This window comes from Burkholderia sp. AU4i (assembly GCF_000466765.1).
GTDB lineage: Bacteria > Pseudomonadota > Gammaproteobacteria > Burkholderiales > Burkholderiaceae > Burkholderia > Burkholderia cepacia.
The window spans coordinates 1-16022 of record NZ_ASSI01000048.1 but is presented as its reverse complement, the minus strand read 5'-3'; the positions used below and the strand labels follow the sequence as shown (position 1 = coordinate 16022).

13 protein-coding genes are annotated in these 16022 nt (G+C 66.4%); 2 read left to right on the top strand and 11 right to left on the bottom strand.

Annotated features, from left to right (window positions below):
* Positions 1–171: 171 nt before the first annotated feature.
* On the bottom strand, positions 172–2043 hold the full coding sequence (locus L810_RS10940) for an ABCB family ABC transporter ATP-binding protein/permease (protein WP_042974051.1): 1872 nt from the start codon (positions 2041–2043) through the stop codon (positions 172–174).
* A gap of 174 nt (positions 2044–2217) precedes the next feature.
* Between L810_RS10940 and L810_RS10935 the strand changes: the two genes are divergently transcribed.
* The gene (locus tag L810_RS10935) at positions 2218–2613 is read left to right on the top strand and encodes an acyl-CoA thioesterase (protein WP_042974049.1); all 396 of its coding nucleotides are present in this window, start codon (positions 2218–2220) and stop codon (positions 2611–2613) included.
* A gap of 36 nt (positions 2614–2649) precedes the next feature.
* Here the strand turns inward: L810_RS10935 and L810_RS10930 are convergent, their stop codons facing one another.
* Positions 2650–3132 (bottom strand): nitrate reductase associated protein, encoded by a 483-nt coding sequence (locus L810_RS10930; protein ID WP_021158425.1) that lies wholly within the window; start codon positions 3130–3132, stop codon positions 2650–2652.
* A 115-nt stretch (positions 3133–3247) separates the two neighbouring features.
* On the opposite strand from L810_RS10930, the gene fdhD reads away from it, so the two are divergent.
* The gene (fdhD, locus tag L810_RS10925; protein WP_021158424.1) at positions 3248–4090 is read left to right on the top strand and encodes a formate dehydrogenase accessory sulfurtransferase FdhD; all 843 of its coding nucleotides are present in this window, start codon (positions 3248–3250) and stop codon (positions 4088–4090) included.
* Positions 4091–4141: 51 nt separating this feature from the next.
* On the opposite strand, the gene L810_RS10920 is transcribed toward fdhD, so the two are convergent.
* The 9 genes from L810_RS10920 to L810_RS10880 all read right to left on the bottom strand — a co-directional run bounded on the left by L810_RS10920 (position 4142) and on the right by L810_RS10880 (position 15865).
* Positions 4142–4909: an enoyl-CoA hydratase gene (locus L810_RS10920; protein WP_021158423.1), complete on the bottom strand. Its 768-nt coding sequence runs from the start codon at positions 4907–4909 to the stop codon at positions 4142–4144.
* 91 nt (positions 4910–5000) lie between these two features.
* Complete coding sequence (locus tag L810_RS10915) at positions 5001–6200, bottom strand: acetyl-CoA C-acyltransferase (protein ID WP_021158422.1); 1200 nt, start codon at positions 6198–6200, stop codon at positions 5001–5003.
* 26 nt (positions 6201–6226) lie between these two features.
* Complete coding sequence (locus L810_RS10910; RefSeq protein WP_021158421.1) at positions 6227–8662, bottom strand: 3-hydroxyacyl-CoA dehydrogenase/enoyl-CoA hydratase family protein; 2436 nt, start codon at positions 8660–8662, stop codon at positions 6227–6229.
* A gap of 112 nt (positions 8663–8774) precedes the next feature.
* Positions 8775–10562, bottom strand: a complete 1788-nt coding sequence (locus tag L810_RS10905) for an acyl-CoA dehydrogenase C-terminal domain-containing protein (protein ID WP_021158420.1) — start codon at positions 10560–10562, stop codon at positions 8775–8777.
* A gap of 58 nt (positions 10563–10620) precedes the next feature.
* A complete protein-coding gene (locus L810_RS10900) occupies positions 10621–11220 on the bottom strand; it encodes a TetR/AcrR family transcriptional regulator (RefSeq protein ID WP_006751498.1) in 600 nt (199 codons plus the stop codon).
* 199 nt (positions 11221–11419) lie between these two features.
* Complete coding sequence (gene clsB / locus L810_RS10895; RefSeq protein WP_021158418.1) at positions 11420–12694, bottom strand: cardiolipin synthase ClsB; 1275 nt, start codon at positions 12692–12694, stop codon at positions 11420–11422.
* On the bottom strand, positions 12691–13185 hold the full coding sequence (gene nudB / locus L810_RS10890) for a dihydroneopterin triphosphate diphosphatase (RefSeq protein WP_021158417.1): 495 nt from the start codon (positions 13183–13185) through the stop codon (positions 12691–12693). Before nudB ends, clsB begins: the two co-directional genes overlap by 4 nt.
* Positions 13186–13344: 159 nt before the next feature.
* Positions 13345–15147 carry an aspartate--tRNA ligase gene (gene aspS / locus L810_RS10885; RefSeq protein ID WP_021158416.1) on the bottom strand — a complete coding sequence of 601 codons (1803 nt, stop codon included), beginning with the start codon at positions 15145–15147 and terminating at the stop codon, positions 13345–13347.
* Positions 15148–15214: 67 nt separating this feature from the next.
* Positions 15215–15865, bottom strand: a complete 651-nt coding sequence (locus tag L810_RS10880) for a DUF502 domain-containing protein (protein ID WP_021158415.1) — start codon at positions 15863–15865, stop codon at positions 15215–15217.
* Positions 15866–16022: the final 157 nt, after the last annotated feature.

The following is a 16022-nucleotide window of genomic DNA, read 5'->3' as shown; positions in this document are numbered from 1 at the left end:
TTCGGCGGTTCGGCGGTTCGGCAGTCGATACCCCGACTTGTCACCGACTGCGCGACCGATCGGCACCGGACCAAGCTCCAGGAGCCGATGTCGCCGACGCTCCACCCAAGTCCCCCGGCCCTGACGGCACCACACCGCCCGTTCCTGCCGCGCACCGCGCAATACCCGCGCCTACGCGGCCTCCGCCTCTTCCCCGCCCGCCGCCGCGCGCTGCTGCTGCAGCGCCCACATCTGCGCATACAACCCGTCGGCGCGCACGAGTTCGTCGTGCGTGCCGCGCTCGACGATCCGCCCGTGATCCATCACGAGGATCTGCTGCGCGTGCACGACCGTCGACAGCCGGTGCGCGATCACGAGCGTCGTGCGATGCCGCGCGATCTGGTCGAGCTCGTGCTGGATCGCCCGCTCCGAGCGCGAATCGAGCGCCGAAGTCGCCTCGTCGAACAGCAGCACCGGCGGATTCTTCAACAGCGTGCGCGCGATCGCGACGCGCTGCTTCTCGCCGCCCGACAGCTTCAGCCCACGCTCGCCGACCGGCGTGTCATAACCCTTCGGCAAGCTTTCAATGAAATCGTGGATGTGCGCGGCGCGCGCGGCCGCGATCACCTCGTCGCGGGTCGCGCTCGGCCGGCCGTACGCGATGTTGTAGTAGATCGAGTCGTTGAACAGCACGGTGTCCTGCGGCACGATCCCGATCGACGCACGCAGCGAATCCTGCGTGACGTCGCGGATGTCCTGGCCGTCGATCCGGATCGCGCCGCCCGCCTGCCGGTCGAGATCGTAGAAACGGAACAGCAGCCGCGACAGCGTCGACTTCCCGGAGCCGCTGTGGCCGACCACCGCGGTCGTCGTGCCCGCATCGATCGTGAAGGAGACGTCGTGCAGGATCGGCCGCGCCGGCTCGTACGCGAAATTCACGTGCTCGAAGCGTACCTGCGCGCCGGCGACCGCGAGCGGCCGCGCATCGGGCAGGTCGGCCACTTCCTTCGCGGCCGACAGCAACCCGAACATCCGGTCCATGTCGGTGAGGCTCTGCTTCAGCTCGCGATAGACGACGCCGAGAAAGTTCAGCGGAATGTACAGCTGCAGCATGAACGTGTTGATCAGCACGAGATCGCCGAGCGTCAGCTTGCCCGCGAGCACGCCCTGCGTCGCACGCCACAGGATGAACACGAGCCCCGTGCCGATGATCGCCTGCTGGCCGAAGTTCAGCACCGACAGCGAATTCTGCGAACGGATCGCGGCCTTCCGGTAGCGCTTCAGGTTCTCGTCGTAGCGCTGCGCTTCCCACTCCTCGTTGCCGAAGTACTTCACCGTCTCGTAGTTGATCAGCGAATCGATCGCCCGTGAGTTCGCGCGCGAATCGAGTTCGTTCATCGTGCGGCGGAAATGCGTGCGCCAGTTGGTGACCTTCACCGTGAACACGATGTACGTGACCAGCGCCGCGAACGTCACGTACGCGTAATAGGCCTCGTACTTGACCACGAAGAAGCCGAGCACGAGCCCGACCTCGACGAGCGTCGGCAGGATGCTGTACAGCGAATACGAGATCAGCTGCTGGATGCCGCGCGTGCCGCGCTCGATGTCGCGCGACATGCCGCCCGTCTGGCGTTCGAGATGGAACCGCAGCGACAGCCCGTGCAGGTGCCGGAACACCTGCAGCGCGAGCTGGCGCACCGCGCTCTCGGTGACCTTCGAGAACAGGATCTCGCGCAGCTCGGTGAACAGCGACGTCGACAGCCGCACGAGCGCATACGCGACGACCAGCAACCCGACGCCGCCCGCGAGCACGATGCCGGCCGACTGTTCGGCGCGGCCGAGCGCGGTGATCTGCTGCACGTAGGACAGGTGGTCGACGATGCGCTTCATCACGACCGGCACGCCGAGGTTCGCGACCTTCGCGCCGATCAGGCAGGCGAGCGCGAGCGCGACGCGCCATTTGTAGGTGGTCAGGTACGGCAGCAGCGACCGGATGGTCTGCCAGTCGTTGCGGGGCCCGGTCGAAGCCGGCGCGGGCTCGCCGGAAGCGGGAAATCGGCGCATGGGGGAAGTCTCTGTGGCGGTGCACGACGCGTGTATCGGCGGCCGGCTTGCGCACTTTCTCGTACAATTTGCGAACGTTGTATTGTCGCAGAAGCCGCTTCGCGCCGCTGCCGGCGCCCTCGCCGGCCGGCCTGCGCACGGCGGCACGTTTCTTACAGGATGAAAGCCCCCGCCATGACCGATTCGACCCTCGAACTCCCGCAAAAGCAGCCCGCGCTGCGCGTCGTCCCGCAACCGCACGACGCGAACGTCCACGGCGACGTGTTCGGCGGCTGGATCATGTCGCAGGTCGACATCGCCGGCTCGATCCCCGCGAGCCAGCGCGCGAACGGTCGCGTCGCGACGGTCGCGGTCAACTCGTTCGTGTTCAAGCAGCCGGTGTTCGTCGGCGACCTGCTGAGCTTCTACGCGACCATCATGCGCACCGGCAACACGTCGATCACGGTCGACGTCGAGGTGTACGCGCAGCGCATGCGCCTGATGGGCGAAATCGTGAAGGTCACCGAAGCGACGCTCACCTATGTCGCAACCGGCTCCGACCGCAAGCCGCGGCAACTGCCGCCGCTCTGACCGGCGAGCGCCGCGACCGTGCGGCGCACGGCCACCTCAGTGCGTGGCCGTCAGCCCGAACTCCCGCATCGCGGGCAGGAAATCGTGGTTCAGCTTCGGCTTGCGCGACAGCTTCACCAGCACGTAGCGCTGGAACGGCGCAAGCTGCTGCCACTGCGCGAGCCCGGGCGCCGTCAGCCCGGCCAGCGCGCTCTGCTGCACGAGCGACTCCGGCACGATGTCGGTGGCACGCCAGGCCGGCTGCTCGTCCGGCTGGAACCACGAGGGTTCCAGATCCGCGTGCGTGCGCAGCATTTCGAACAGCGCGTGATCGAAGTTGGGCTCGATCGCGGTGTCGTCGTCGGCCGGAAAGCGTGCGAGCAGCTTGCGGTCCTCGAGCGGCAGCAGTTGCCACTGCTCCAGCGAAATCCGCAGACCGAAACGGTCAAGATTGAAACGCACGATCATCGGGATGTACGTGAAGTTTTCCGACGATTCGTGTTCGAAGGCGAATAACAGTGGAGCGTCGCTGAGTCCCATGGTCGTTACCTGATGTGGCGGATGCCGGCGCGGCCGGCTTGCCTGGGGTATTTTAGAACCTCTGCGCGCGGGCGGCGGATACGAATGCCGCCGCCCGCGCACCGAATCAACGGGAGTGCTCGTGAATCCGACCGAATCCGGTGAAATGCGCGACGAACCGCGCGGCGCGATCGAACTGTCCGTGCGCCGCACGCGCGGCGGCGCCGTCGAAACCGCGCACGACTATGTGGGCCAGGAATGGCCCGTCGCACTCGTCTTCAACGGCATCTCGCACGCGGTGATGATGTGTACGCCGTGCGACCTCGAAGCGTTCGCGGTCGGTTTCGCGATCTCGGAAGGGATCGTCGCGCGCGGCAGCGACATCAAGGACATCGAGGTGATCCTGCACGCCGACGCCCCGCTGCCGCATGCGGAAGTCCACCTGGAGGTCGTCCAGCAGGCGTTCGCCGCGCTGAAGGACCGGCGCCGCGCGCTCGCGGGGCGCACCGGCTGCGGCGTATGCGGGATCGAAAGCATCGACCTGCTCGACCTCGCGCCCGAGCGCGTGCCCGATACCGGCTTTCTCGCGCGCCTCGCCCCCGACGCGCTGACGCGCGCGGCGCAGGCGCTGCCGGCGCATCAGGCGCTCACGCGGCTCACGGGCGGCCTGCACGCGGCCGCGTGGTGCGACGCAACAGGCGCGATCCGGATGGCGTTCGAGGACGTCGGCCGCCACAACGCGCTCGACAAGCTGATCGGCTCGCTCGTGCTGTCGCGTGCCGACCCGACCGATGGCTTCGTGTTCCTGTCGAGCCGCGCGAGCCACGAGCTCGTACGCAAGGCCGCCCGCGTCGGCATTCCGATGGTCGCGACGATCTCCGCGCCGTCGTCGCTCGCGATCGAAATCGCGAAAGCGGCCGGCTTGCGGCTCGTCAGCTTCTGCCGCGAAACCGGCCACGTCGACTACGGCACGGCCTGATCGCGTTCGCGGCGGCGCGCCGGCGAACCATCGCCGGCGCGGCCTGCTCCGTCAGTCGAACTGACGGAAATCCGGCTTGCGCTTCTCGAAGAACGCCGTCATCGCCTCGCGCGCTTCGGGCGCGCGCAGCATCGCGGCGAAGTGGCCCGCCTCCTCGGCCATCCGCGCGGACGTCGCCACACCGCCCGTATCCTTCAGCAGCGCCTTCGTCACGCGCAGCGATGCCGCCGGCAGCGCCGCGAGCTTCGCCGCCTGCTTCGCCGCGAACGCGTCGAGCTCGGCCGCCGGCAGCACGCGGTTGACGATGCCGATCCGGTGCGCTTCCAGCGCATCGAACGCCTCGCCGAGCAGCAGCTTCTCGGCGGCGACCTGATGGCCGGCCAGGCGCGGCAGCAGCACGCTCGACGCGGCTTCCGGGCACAGGCCGAGCTGCGCGAACGGCAGCGAGAACGTCGCGGTGTCGGCTGCGTACACCAGATCGCAGTGCAGCAGCATCGTCACGCCGACGCCGATCGCCAGGCCCGGCACGGCGGCCACGATCGGCTTGCTCGCGGTGCTGATCCGTGCAAGGAACTGGAACACCGGGGCGGTGTCGTCCTTCGGCGGCGCCTTCAGGAAATCCTCGAGATCGTTCCCTGCGGTGAAATTGCCGTCGCTGCCGCGCAGCAGGATCACGCGGATCGCCTTGTCTTCCTGCGCGTCGGCGAGTGCATCGGCCATCGTCTGGTACATCGCCGCCGTCAGCGCGTTCTTCTTCGCCGGGCGTGCGATCGTGATCGTCATCACGCCTTCGGCGCGTTCCACTTGAATTTCGGCCACAACCGTCTCCTTGACTTTCCTCTATCGGAATGAAAAAACGGTGCGCGAGCTCGTGGCCCGCGCACCGTCGTCGCTTTGCGTCGCGTCCTGCTTACAGGCGTTCGATGATGCCCGCGGCACCCATGCCGGTGCCGACGCACATCGTGACCATCCCGTACTTCAGGTTACGGCGGCGCAGGCCGTGCACGACGGTCGCCGCGCGGATCGCGCCGGTCGCGCCGAGCGGGTGGCCGAGTGCGATCGCGCCGCCCATCGGGTTGACCTTCGACGGGTCGAGGCCGAGGTCGCGCATCACCGCCAGCGATTGCGCGGCGAACGCTTCGTTCAGCTCGATCCAGTCGAGATCGTCCTGCTTCAGGCCAGCGGCCTTCAGCGCGGCCGGAATCGCTTCCTTCGGGCCGATGCCCATGATTTCCGGCGGCACGCCGCGCACCGCGAAGCTCACGAAGCGCGCGAGCGGCGTCAGGTTGAATTCCTTCAGCACCTTCTCCGACACGACGAGCAGCGCGCCCGCGCCGTCCGACGTCTGCGAGCTGTTACCGGCCGTGACCGAGCCCTTGTTCGCGAACACCGTACGCAGCTTCGCGAGGCCTTCGATCGACGTATCCGCGCGCGGACCTTCGTCGAGCTTGATCTCGCGCGTCTTCACGTCGACTTCGCCGGTCGCGAGGTTCGGGAAACGCTCGGTGATCGTATAGGCGGCGATCTCGTCGTTGAATTCGCCGGCCTGCTGCGCGGCGAGCGCCTTGCGGTGCGACTCGACCGAGAACGCGTCCTGGTCGTCGCGGCTCACCTTCCACTGCTCGGCGACGCGCTCGGCCGTCAGGCCCATCCCGTACGCGATGCCGAAGTCTTCATTGCGATCGAAGATGTGCGGCGACATCGACGGCTTGTTGCCCATCATCGGCACCATGCTCATCGATTCGCAGCCGCCCGCGAAGATCGCGTCCGATTCGCCGACGCGGATGCGGTCGGCCGCCATCGCGAGCGCCGTGATGCCCGACGCGCAGAAGCGGTTGACCGTCACGCCGCCGACCGTCTGCGGCAGGCCCGCGAGCAGCGCGCCCATCCGCGCGACGTTCAGGCCCTGTTCGGCTTCCGGAATCGCGCAGCCGATGATCGCGTCCTCGATCAGCTTCGTGTCGAAGCCCGGCACCTGCGCAACCGCCGACTTGATCGCGTGGACCAGCAGCTCGTCAGGGCGCGTGTTCTTGAAGACACCGCGCGGGGCCTTGCCGATCGGCGTGCGGCTGGCGGCGACGATGTATGCGTCTTGCAATTGTTTGCTCATTTGAGACTCCTTGCCTTATCGCTCGCTCAGTTACGCACCGGCTTGCCGGTCTGCAACATACCCATGATCCGTTCCTGCGTCTTCTGCGTGCCGAGCAGCTCGACGAACGCGCGGCGCTCGAGCGCGAGCAGCCACTGCTCGTCGACGAGGCTGCCGGCTTCGACGTCGCCGCCGCACACGGCTTCGGCGATGCGGCTCGCGATCAGGTAGTCGTGGTCGCTGATGAAGCGGCCGTCACGCATGTTGACGAGCGATGCCTTGATCGTCGCGATCGCCGAGCGGCCCGCGACCGGCACGTCCTTCGCACGCAGCGGTGCGCGGTAGCCGGTGGCGGCCAGCGCACGCGCTTCCTTCTTCGCGGTGTCGAGCAGTTCGAACACGTTGAAGACGATCGTGTCGGACGGCTTCACGTAGCCCATCGCACGTGCATCGTGCGCGGACGCCGACACCTTCGCCATCGCCGCGTTCTCGAACGACTTCGTGACGAACTTCAGGATGTCGGTGGTCGCGTTCGCGGCCGTCGCGGCGTCCGCGGCGCGCAGTGCCGCTTCCTTCAGGCCGCCGCCCGCCGGCACGAGGCCGACACCCACTTCGACGAGGCCGATGTAGCTCTCGACGTGGACGACGCGCTTCGCGCTGTGCAGCATCAGCTCGCACCCGCCGCCGAGCGCGATGCCCGACACGGCCGCGACGACCGGCACGTTCGCGTACTTCACGCGCAGCATGCCTTCCTGGAACTTCTTCACGAACGGCTCGATACCCTTCGCGCCGCCCATCATGAACGCGGGCATCGCCTCTTCGAGGTTCGCGCCGGCCGAGAACGGGCCGCCCGGCGTGCCGAGCTTCAGCGACGTCGGCTGCCAGATCACCACGCCCTTGTAGTCCTTCTCCGCGAGTTCGATCGCCTGCACGAGGCCGTCGATCACGCTCGGTCCGATCGTGTTCATCTTCGACTTGAACGACACGATCACGACGTCGTCTTCACCCGCACGATCGTCGACCCATGCGCGCACCGCGTCGGTCTCGAACAGCGTCTTGCCGTACGTCTTCGGATCGGCGCCCGCTTCGCCGAGCAGCGGCGCGCGGAATACCTGCTTGTCGTAGACCGCGAGGTCCGAACGCGGCACGAAGCGCTTCGCAGCCGGTGCCCACGAGCCTTCGGCCGTGTGCACGCCGCCCTTCTCGGCAACCGCGCCTTCGAGCACCCACGACGGCAGCGGCACGTTCGCGAGCGCCTTGCCGGCCGCGATGTCTTCCTGCACCCACTCGGCGACCTGCTTCCAGCCGGCGGCCTGCCAGCCTTCGAACGGGCCTTCGTTCCAGCCGAAGCCCCAGCGGATCGCGAGGTCGACGTCGCGCGCGTTGTCGGCGATCGACTCGAGATGCACGCCGATGTAGTGGAACACGTCGCGGAAGATCGACCACAGGAACTGCGCGTGCGGATGGTCCGTCTCGCGCAGCAGCTTCAGGCGTTCCGCCGGCGGGCGCTTCAGGATGCGGCCGACCGTTTCGTCAGCCTTCGCGCCCGAGTCGACATAGGTGCCCGTCTTCGCGTCGAGCACCTTGATCGCCTTGCCTTCCTTCTTGTAGAAACCGCCGCCCGTCTTCTGGCCGAGCGCGCCCTGCTTCACCAGTTCGGCGAGCACGGCGGGCGTCTGGTAGACCGGGAAGAACGGATCGTCGGCGAGGTTGTCCTGCATCGTCTTGATCACGTGCGCCATCGTGTCGAGGCCGACCACGTCCGCGGTGCGGAACGTCGCCGACTTCGCGCGGCCGAGGCGGCTGCCCGTCAGGTCGTCGACTTCGTCGAAGCGCAGGCCGAACTTCGCGGCCTCGGTGATCACCGCGAGGATCGAGAAGATGCCGACGCGGTTTGCGATGAAGTTCGGCGTGTCCTTCGCGCGCACGACGCCCTTGCCGACGATGCTCGTCAGGAAGGTTTCGAGCTGGTCGAGGATTTCCGGGCGCGTATGCGCGGTCGGGATCAGCTCGACGAGGTGCATGTAGCGCGGCGGGTTGAAGAAGTGCACGCCGCAGAAGCGCGACTTCAGCTCGTCCGAGAAACCTTCGGACAGCTTCGTGATCGACAGGCCCGACGTGTTGGTCGCGAAGATCGCGTTCGGCGCGATGTGCGGCGCGACCTTCTTGTACAGGTCGTGCTTCCAGTCCATCCGCTCGGCGATCGCTTCGATCACGACGTCGCACTCGGCGAGCTTCGCGATGTCGTCTTCGTAGTTCGCGGCTTCGAGGTATTTCGCGTCGTCCTTCACGCCGAACGGCGCGGGCGACAGCTTCTTCAGGTTCTCGATCGCCTTCAGCGCGATCGCGTTTTTCGGGCCTTCCTTGGCCGGCAGGTCGAACAGCAGCACCGGCACGCGCGCGTTGATGAGGTGCGCGGCGATCTGCGCGCCCATCACGCCGGCGCCCAGCACGGCGACCTTGCGAATCAGGAAATTGCTCACGGGATGTCTCCGGATAGTGTCGTGCAGCGCGGAGGTTGGGGCTGCACGGAGAAGTGAGTACCAGGAACCGATGCATCCGGGCTGCGCGCCTCGCGCCCCGCCCGGACTCGCGTCAGAACAGCGATTCGTCGACTTCCATCATCGTCTTCGAACCGGCGCGCGCGGCGCGGATCGTCGACGCCGTCTCGGGCAGCAGGCGCGCGAAGTAGAAGCGTGCCGTCGCGAGCTTCGACTTGTAGAACGGATCGCCCGACGCTTCCTTGTCGAGGGCGAGGCGTGCCATGCGCGCCCAGAAGTACGAGAACACCAGGTGGCCGACGGTGCGCAGGTACGGCACGGCGGCGGCACCGACTTCGTCGGGGTTCTGCATCGCCTTCATGCCGATTTCCATCGTCAGCTTCTGCACCTTGTCGCCGATGTCGGCGAGCGGGTTGATGAACTCGGCCATTTCCGGCTTCACGCCTTCGGCTTCCGCGAATTCCGTCACGAGCTTGCCGAACTTCTTCAGCTTCGCGCCCATGTCGCCGAGCACCTTGCGGCCCAGCAGGTCGAGCGACTGGATCGAGTTCGTGCCTTCGTAGATCATGTTGATCCGCGCGTCGCGCACGTACTGCTCCATGCCCCACTCGGAGATGAAGCCGTGGCCGCCGTAGATCTGCATCGCGTGGTTGGTCGACTCGAACGCGTTGTCGGTCAGGAACGCCTTGATGATCGGCGTGAGCAGCGCGACGAGATCGGCCGCTTCCTTGCGCACCGCTTCGTCGGCGTGCGACAGCTCCTTGTCGATCTGCAGCGCGGACCAGTACGTGAACGCGCGCGCGCCTTCGGCGTAAGCCTTCTGCGTGAGCAGCATGCGACGCACGTCCGGGTGCACGATGATCGGGTCGGCCGGCTTGTCCGGTGCCTTCGGTCCCGTCAGCGAACGCATCTGCAGGCGTTCCTTCGCGTACGTGAGCGAGTTCTGGTACGCGACTTCCGTGAGGCCGAGGCCCTGCATGCCGACGCCGAGACGCGCGGCATTCATCATCACGAACATCGCGTTCAAGCCCTTGTTCGGCTCGCCGACCATCCAGCCCTTCGCGCCGTCGAGGTTCATCACGCACGTCGAGTTGCCGTGGATGCCCATCTTGTGTTCGATCGAGCCGCACTTGATGCCGTTGCGTTCGCCCGGCTCGCCCGACGCGTCCGGAATGAACTTCGGCACGATGAACAGCGAGATCCCCTTCGTGCCCTGCGGCGCGTCCGGCAGGCGCGCGAGCACGAGGTGGATGATGTTCTTCGACATGTCGTGCTCGCCGCTCGAGATGAAGATCTTCGTGCCGCTGATCGAGTACGAGCCGTCGCCGTTCGGTTCGGCCTTGGTGCGCAGGATGCCGAGGTCGGTGCCGCAGTGCGGCTCGGTCAGGCACATCGTGCCCGTCCATTCGCCCGACACGAGCTTCGGCAGGTATTGCTTCTGGAGTTCCGGCGCGCCGTGCGCGTGCAGGCATTCGTACGCGCCGTGCGACAGGCCCGGATACATCGTCCATGCCTGGTTCGCCGAGTTCAGCATTTCGTAGAGCGCGTTGTTCACGAACGCGGGCAGGCCCTGGCCGCCGTAGTCCGGATCGCAGCCGAGCGCCGGCCAGCCGGCCTCGACGTATTGCTGGTAGGCCTCCTTGAAGCCGGTCGGGGTCTTCACGACGCCGTCGCCTTCATACGTGCAGCCTTCGCGGTCGCCGACCTGGTTCAGCGGGAACAGTACCTCGGAGCAGAACTTGCCCGCTTCCTCGAGGACCTGGTTGATCGTGTCGGCGTCGAGGTCCGCATGCTTGGGCATTTGCTTGACTTCGGCTTCGACGTTCAGAAGCTCGTGCAACACGAATTGCATGTCGCGCAGCGGCGCGGCGTACTGTCCCATGACTCTCTCCAAAGGTGGGCAAAACGGCTCGAGCTCCTGGCGGGCGGATCACGCGCCGCTAACGGCTCTCGCTCTGATACGAAACAATCGTCTTTTCCAGCGCGGCCCACGTGAGGCGCACGGCATCCGGCGAATGCAGGAAACGTGCGTCGTGATGCAGGCCGAGCGTGAAGCTGTACAACTCGAAGAGCATCAGGTCCGGATCGGTATCCGCACGCAGATGGCCTTCTTCCTTCGCCTGCGAAATGGCCCGCAGCATCGCGGCACGCCAGGCCGTCACGCTCGCGATCAACTGCTCGCGCACGGGGCTGTCAGGCCGGTCGTCGTACTCGACGGCCCCGCTGATGTAGATGCATCCGGTCGTCACCTCCTGGATGCGCTTCTCCGTCCAGCGGGCCAGCATCGCCCGAAGGCGCGGCAAGCCTCGCGGCTCGCGCAGGCTCGGAAAGAACACCTCGTTTTCGAAACGATGGTGATACTCGCGGACGACCTCGACCTGCAGGTCCTCGCGCGATCCGAAGTGCGCGAACACGCCGCTCTTGCTCATCTGCATGCGCTCGGCCAGCAGGCCGATCGTCAGCCCCTCCAGCCCGTCACGGCTGGCGAGGTCCAAAGCAGCTTCAAGTATCGCGGCACGCGTCTGTTCGCCTTTTCGCATAGCTATTTCTGTAACCGTTCGGGGGTTCGAATAAAATCGAACGGCCGTACTATTATTGAGTGCGGCCGCTCGCGAAACAAGGAAATTATTAGAAACCGGTGTCTAACCGAGCCGCTATTTTGCGCGATTCCGGCGGGACCGGAGCGGCTTTTCCGCACGAACGTGCGGACAGATTTTTGAAGCGAACGCTTAGTCTGCGTCAGTCGTAACCACCGACCGTCAGCGCCTTCATCACGAGACGATACGTGGTGTACGCAAGCCAGTTCAGCAGCCGCTCGAGGCGCGGACGCGCGGCGAAGCGCGCGGGGTCGATCTCCCGGCCGTCGGCGAACGCGGCCGCGATCGCGTCGCGCAGTTCGTTCGTGACAGCATCGTAGCGCACCAGCACGACATTCGCCTCATTGTTCAACATCAGGCTCAGCGCGTCCAGATTCGACGAACCGACCGTCGCCCAGTTGTCGTCGATCACGGCCACCTTGCCGTGCAGCATCGTCCTGTCGTACTCGGCCACGCGCACGCCCGCGCGCAGCAGCGCGTGATACAGGAACGGCACGGCCGTATCGAGTGCCGCGAATTCCTTGCGGCCGATCAGGATCCGCACATCGACGCCGCGCCGCGCGGCGCCCGTCAGCGCTCGGCGCAGCTTGCGGCCAGGCATGAAGTACGGATTGGCCAGCAGGATCCGCTGGCGCGCCTGGCCGATCGCCGCGAGATACGCCTTCTCGATCGCGCGACGGTTCACGACGTTGTCGCGCGCGACGAACGCGACGCTCGGCTCCGTCACGACCCGCAGCGCACCGGCCTTGATCCAGCGATGGCTGCGCATCCAGCGCCGGAACATGTCGGGGAACGCTTCCCCGCCATGCAGCCCGGCTGCGTATTGCGCATAGGGCTTGTGGCCGAACATGATCCGGTGCCACTGCAATTCGAACGCGGCGCGCACGTCCGACACCGCGGGGCCTGCCATCTCGACAGCGAAATCCCAGCGCGGAAACGGCAGCGTCGTGCCGCCCTGCGCGTAGTCGTCGACGATATTGATGCCGCCGCAGAATGCAACCGCGTGATCGATCACCGCGAGCTTGCGATGCGTGCGCGAGAAACCGAAGCGGCCGAACAGGAAACGGTTGTAGATGCAGTGCTCGACGCCGGCCGCCACCCACGTGTCGAACAGCGGCAGGCGCGCGGTGCCGATGCCGTCGGTGATCACGCGCACGCGCACGCCGCGCTGCGCCGCGCGGATCAGCGCGTCCGACACCGGCCGGCCGGCCGCGTCGTCGCAGAAGATGTAGGTTTCGAGCATCACCTGCTCGCGGGCGGCATCGATCCGCTCGATCAGTGCCCGGAAGAATGCGCCGCCGCCCTCGCACAGCCGCACGGTGTTGCCCGACGTAAAGGCCAGCCGCGACGCGGAACCGCGTTCCTGCAGGAACATCTGCCGCAATTGCGCGAAGCGCTTGCGGGCTTCCGCCGTCATGCGGACGAGCCGTGCGGCGCGCGCGACAGTGCCACGCGCGCGGGCAATTGCAGGATCGCCTCGGCATTCGACGGCGAGAAGCAGCGCGCGGCCGCCTCGCGGAACGGCAGCCACGCATGGTCGACGTGCTCGCGCGGCGACAGCGTCACGTCGACGCGATGCGGCACGCACAGGCCGAACCAGTGCTCGGTGTTGCGCGTGACGCCCGGTGCATAGCGGTGCAGGTATTGCGGATAGATCGTGTACTCGATCCGGTGGCGCCAGTCGACGAGCGCGCTGGCCGGCACATCCGCGGTGCCGATCGCGATGCCGGTTTCCTCGGCCACTTCGCGCGCGGCGGTGACCGCGAGCGGCTCGTCGAGCGCGTCCTTCGAGCCGGTCACCGATTGCCAGAAATCGGGCTGGTCGGCACGCTTGATCACGAGCACATCGAGGTCGGGCGTGTAGATCACGACAAGAACGGATTCGGGGATTTTCGGCGGCTTCGTCATCTTTGTTTCATGCAGCACGGGGCCGCGCGACGGGCACAGGCTCCGAACGGACGGCAAGTGCTGCGACTGTACCGCAAAAAACGAAAAAGGCGCATCGCTGCGCCTTTTTCATGAGCGTCGTGTGCGCGCGAACGCACACACGACCGGATGCGAAGCGCGTTACGCCTTCGGCTGTTCCGGCTGACGCAGGCGGATGTGCAGTTCGCGCAGCTGACGCTCGTCGACCGGGCTCGGTGCCTGCGTGAGCAGATCCTGCGCACGCTGCGTCTTCGGGAACGCGATCACGTCGCGGATCGAATCGGCGCCGGCCATCATCGTGACGATGCGGTCGAGACCGAACGCGATACCGCCGTGCGGCGGCGCGCCGTACTGCAGTGCATCCAGCAGGAAGCCGAACTTGAGCTGAGCCTCTTCCGCACCGATCTTCAGCGCACGGAACACCTTGCTCTGCACTTCCTCCTGATAGATACGCACCGAGCCGCCGCCGATTTCCCAGCCGTTCAGCACCATGTCGTAGGCCTTCGCGAGGCAGCGGCCCGGGTCGGTCTCGAGGTACTCGAGGTGCTCGTCCTTCGGGCTCGTGAACGGGTGGTGCGCAGCGACGTAGCGCGCATCTTCGTCGTCGTATTCGAACATCGGGAAGTCGACGACCCACAGCGGCTTCCAGCCGGCCTGGACCAGACCGTTCGCCTTGCCGAATTCCGAATGGCCGATCTTCAGGCGCAGCGCGCCGAGGCTGTCGTTGACGACCTTCGCGCGGTCGGCCGCGAAGAAGATGATGTCGCCGTCTTCGGCGCCGGTGCGCTCGAGGATCGCCGCGATCGACGCGTCGTGCAGGTTCTTGACGATCGGGCTCTGCAGGCCGTCACGGCCCTTCGCCTTCTCGTTGACCTTGATCCATGCGAGGCCCTTCGCGCCGTAGATGCGCACGAATTCGGTGTAGCCGTCGATGTCGCCGCGCGACAGCTCGCCGCCCTTCGGCACGCGCAGCGCCGCGACACGGCCGTCCTTCGCGTTGGCCGGCGTGCTGAACACCTTGAAGTCGACGTCCTTCATCGCGTCGGTCAGCTCGGTGAATTCGAGCTGCACGCGCAGGTCCGGCTTGTCCGAACCGAAACGCGCCATCGCTTCCGAGTACGGCATCACCGGGAATTTCGCGTCGAGCTCGACGTCGATCGTCGTCTTGAAGATGTGACGGATCATGTCTTCGAACAGGTCACGGATTTCCTGCTCGCCGAGGAACGACGTTTCGCAGTCGATCTGCGTGAATTCCGGCTGACGGTCGGCACGGAGGTCTTCGTCGCGGAAGCACTTGGTGATCTGGTAGTAACGGTCGAAGTTCGCGACCATCAGCAGCTGCTTGAACAGCTGCGGCGACTGCGGCAGCGCAAAGAACTGGCCCGCGTTCACGCGCGACGGCACGAGGTAGTCGCGCGCGCCTTCCGGCGTGCTCTTCGTCAGCATCGGCGTTTCGATGTCGATGAAGCCCTGCTCGTCGAGGTACTTGCGCGCTTCGATCGCGACGCGGTAGCGCAGGCGCAGGTTGTGCTGCATCTGCGGGCGGCGCAGGTCGAGCACGCGGTGCGTGAGGCGCGTCGTTTCCGACAGGTTGTCGTCGTCGAGCTGGAACGGCGGCGTGACCGACGCGTTCAGCACGTTCAGTTCGTGACACAGCACTTCGATCTTGCCGCTCTTCAGGCCGGCGTTGACCGTGCCGTCCGGACGGTTGCGCACGAGGCCCTTGATCTGCACGCAGAACTCGTTGCGCACGCCTTCGGCGGTCGCGAACATTTCCGCGCGATCCGGGTCGCACACCACCTGCACGAGGCCTTCACGATCGCGCAGGTCGATGAAGATCACACCGCCGTGATCGCGGCGGCGCTGCACCCAGCCGCACAGCGACACGGTTTGGCCCAGCAGGTGTTCGGTCACGAGACCGCAGTATTCAGTACGCATCGACATGATGTTTGCTTTCGTTCGGTTTGATCAACGGGCGCCGCAACGCGCGGCCCGGGCGATGATTCTTTACTTACAGCGGCGGCTCGACGGGGCGGCGCGCAGGCGCCGGAACCGGCGCCGGGGGCGCCACCACGCCCATCGAGACGATGTACTTGAGCGCGGCATCGACCGACATGTCGAGTTCGATGACTTCGCTCTTCGGCAGCATCAGGAAGAAGCCCGACGTCGGGTTCGGCGTCGTCGGAATATAGACGCTCACGTATTCTTCCGTCAGATGATTGAGCACGTCGCCGCCCGGCGTGCCGGTCAGAAACGCGATCGTATACGAGCCGCGACGCGGGTATTCGATCAGCAGCGCCTTGCGGAACGCATTGCCGCTGCTCGACAGCAGCGTGTCCGACACCTGCTTGACGCTCGTGTAGATCGGCCCGACGACCGGGATGTGACGCACCACGGCGTTCCACCACGTGACGAGCTTCTGGCCGATGAAGTTCTGCGTGGCCAGCCCGACGACGAAGATGAACGCGAGCGTCAGCACCGCGCCGATCCCCGGCAAGTGGAAGCCGAGCATCCGCTCGGGTTGCCACGATTCGGGCAGCAGCAGCAGTGTCTGGTCCATCGTGCCGATGATGAGACCGAGCACCCACAGCGTGATCGCGAGCGGGACGAGAACCAGCAGGCCGGTCAGAAACACCGATTTCAGGGTCGTCTTTTTCATCATCTGCCGTCAATGAACCGCGCGGGCGGCGCGGGTTGGTCGCAGCCCGGCCGGGCCGCGACGGTCAACTGCTGGCGGCGGGCGCGGCTGCCGGGGCAGGCGCAGCGCTCGTCGTCGTGCTTTCGGAACTGCTCGATGCAGCCGGCGCGGCCGCGGCGGG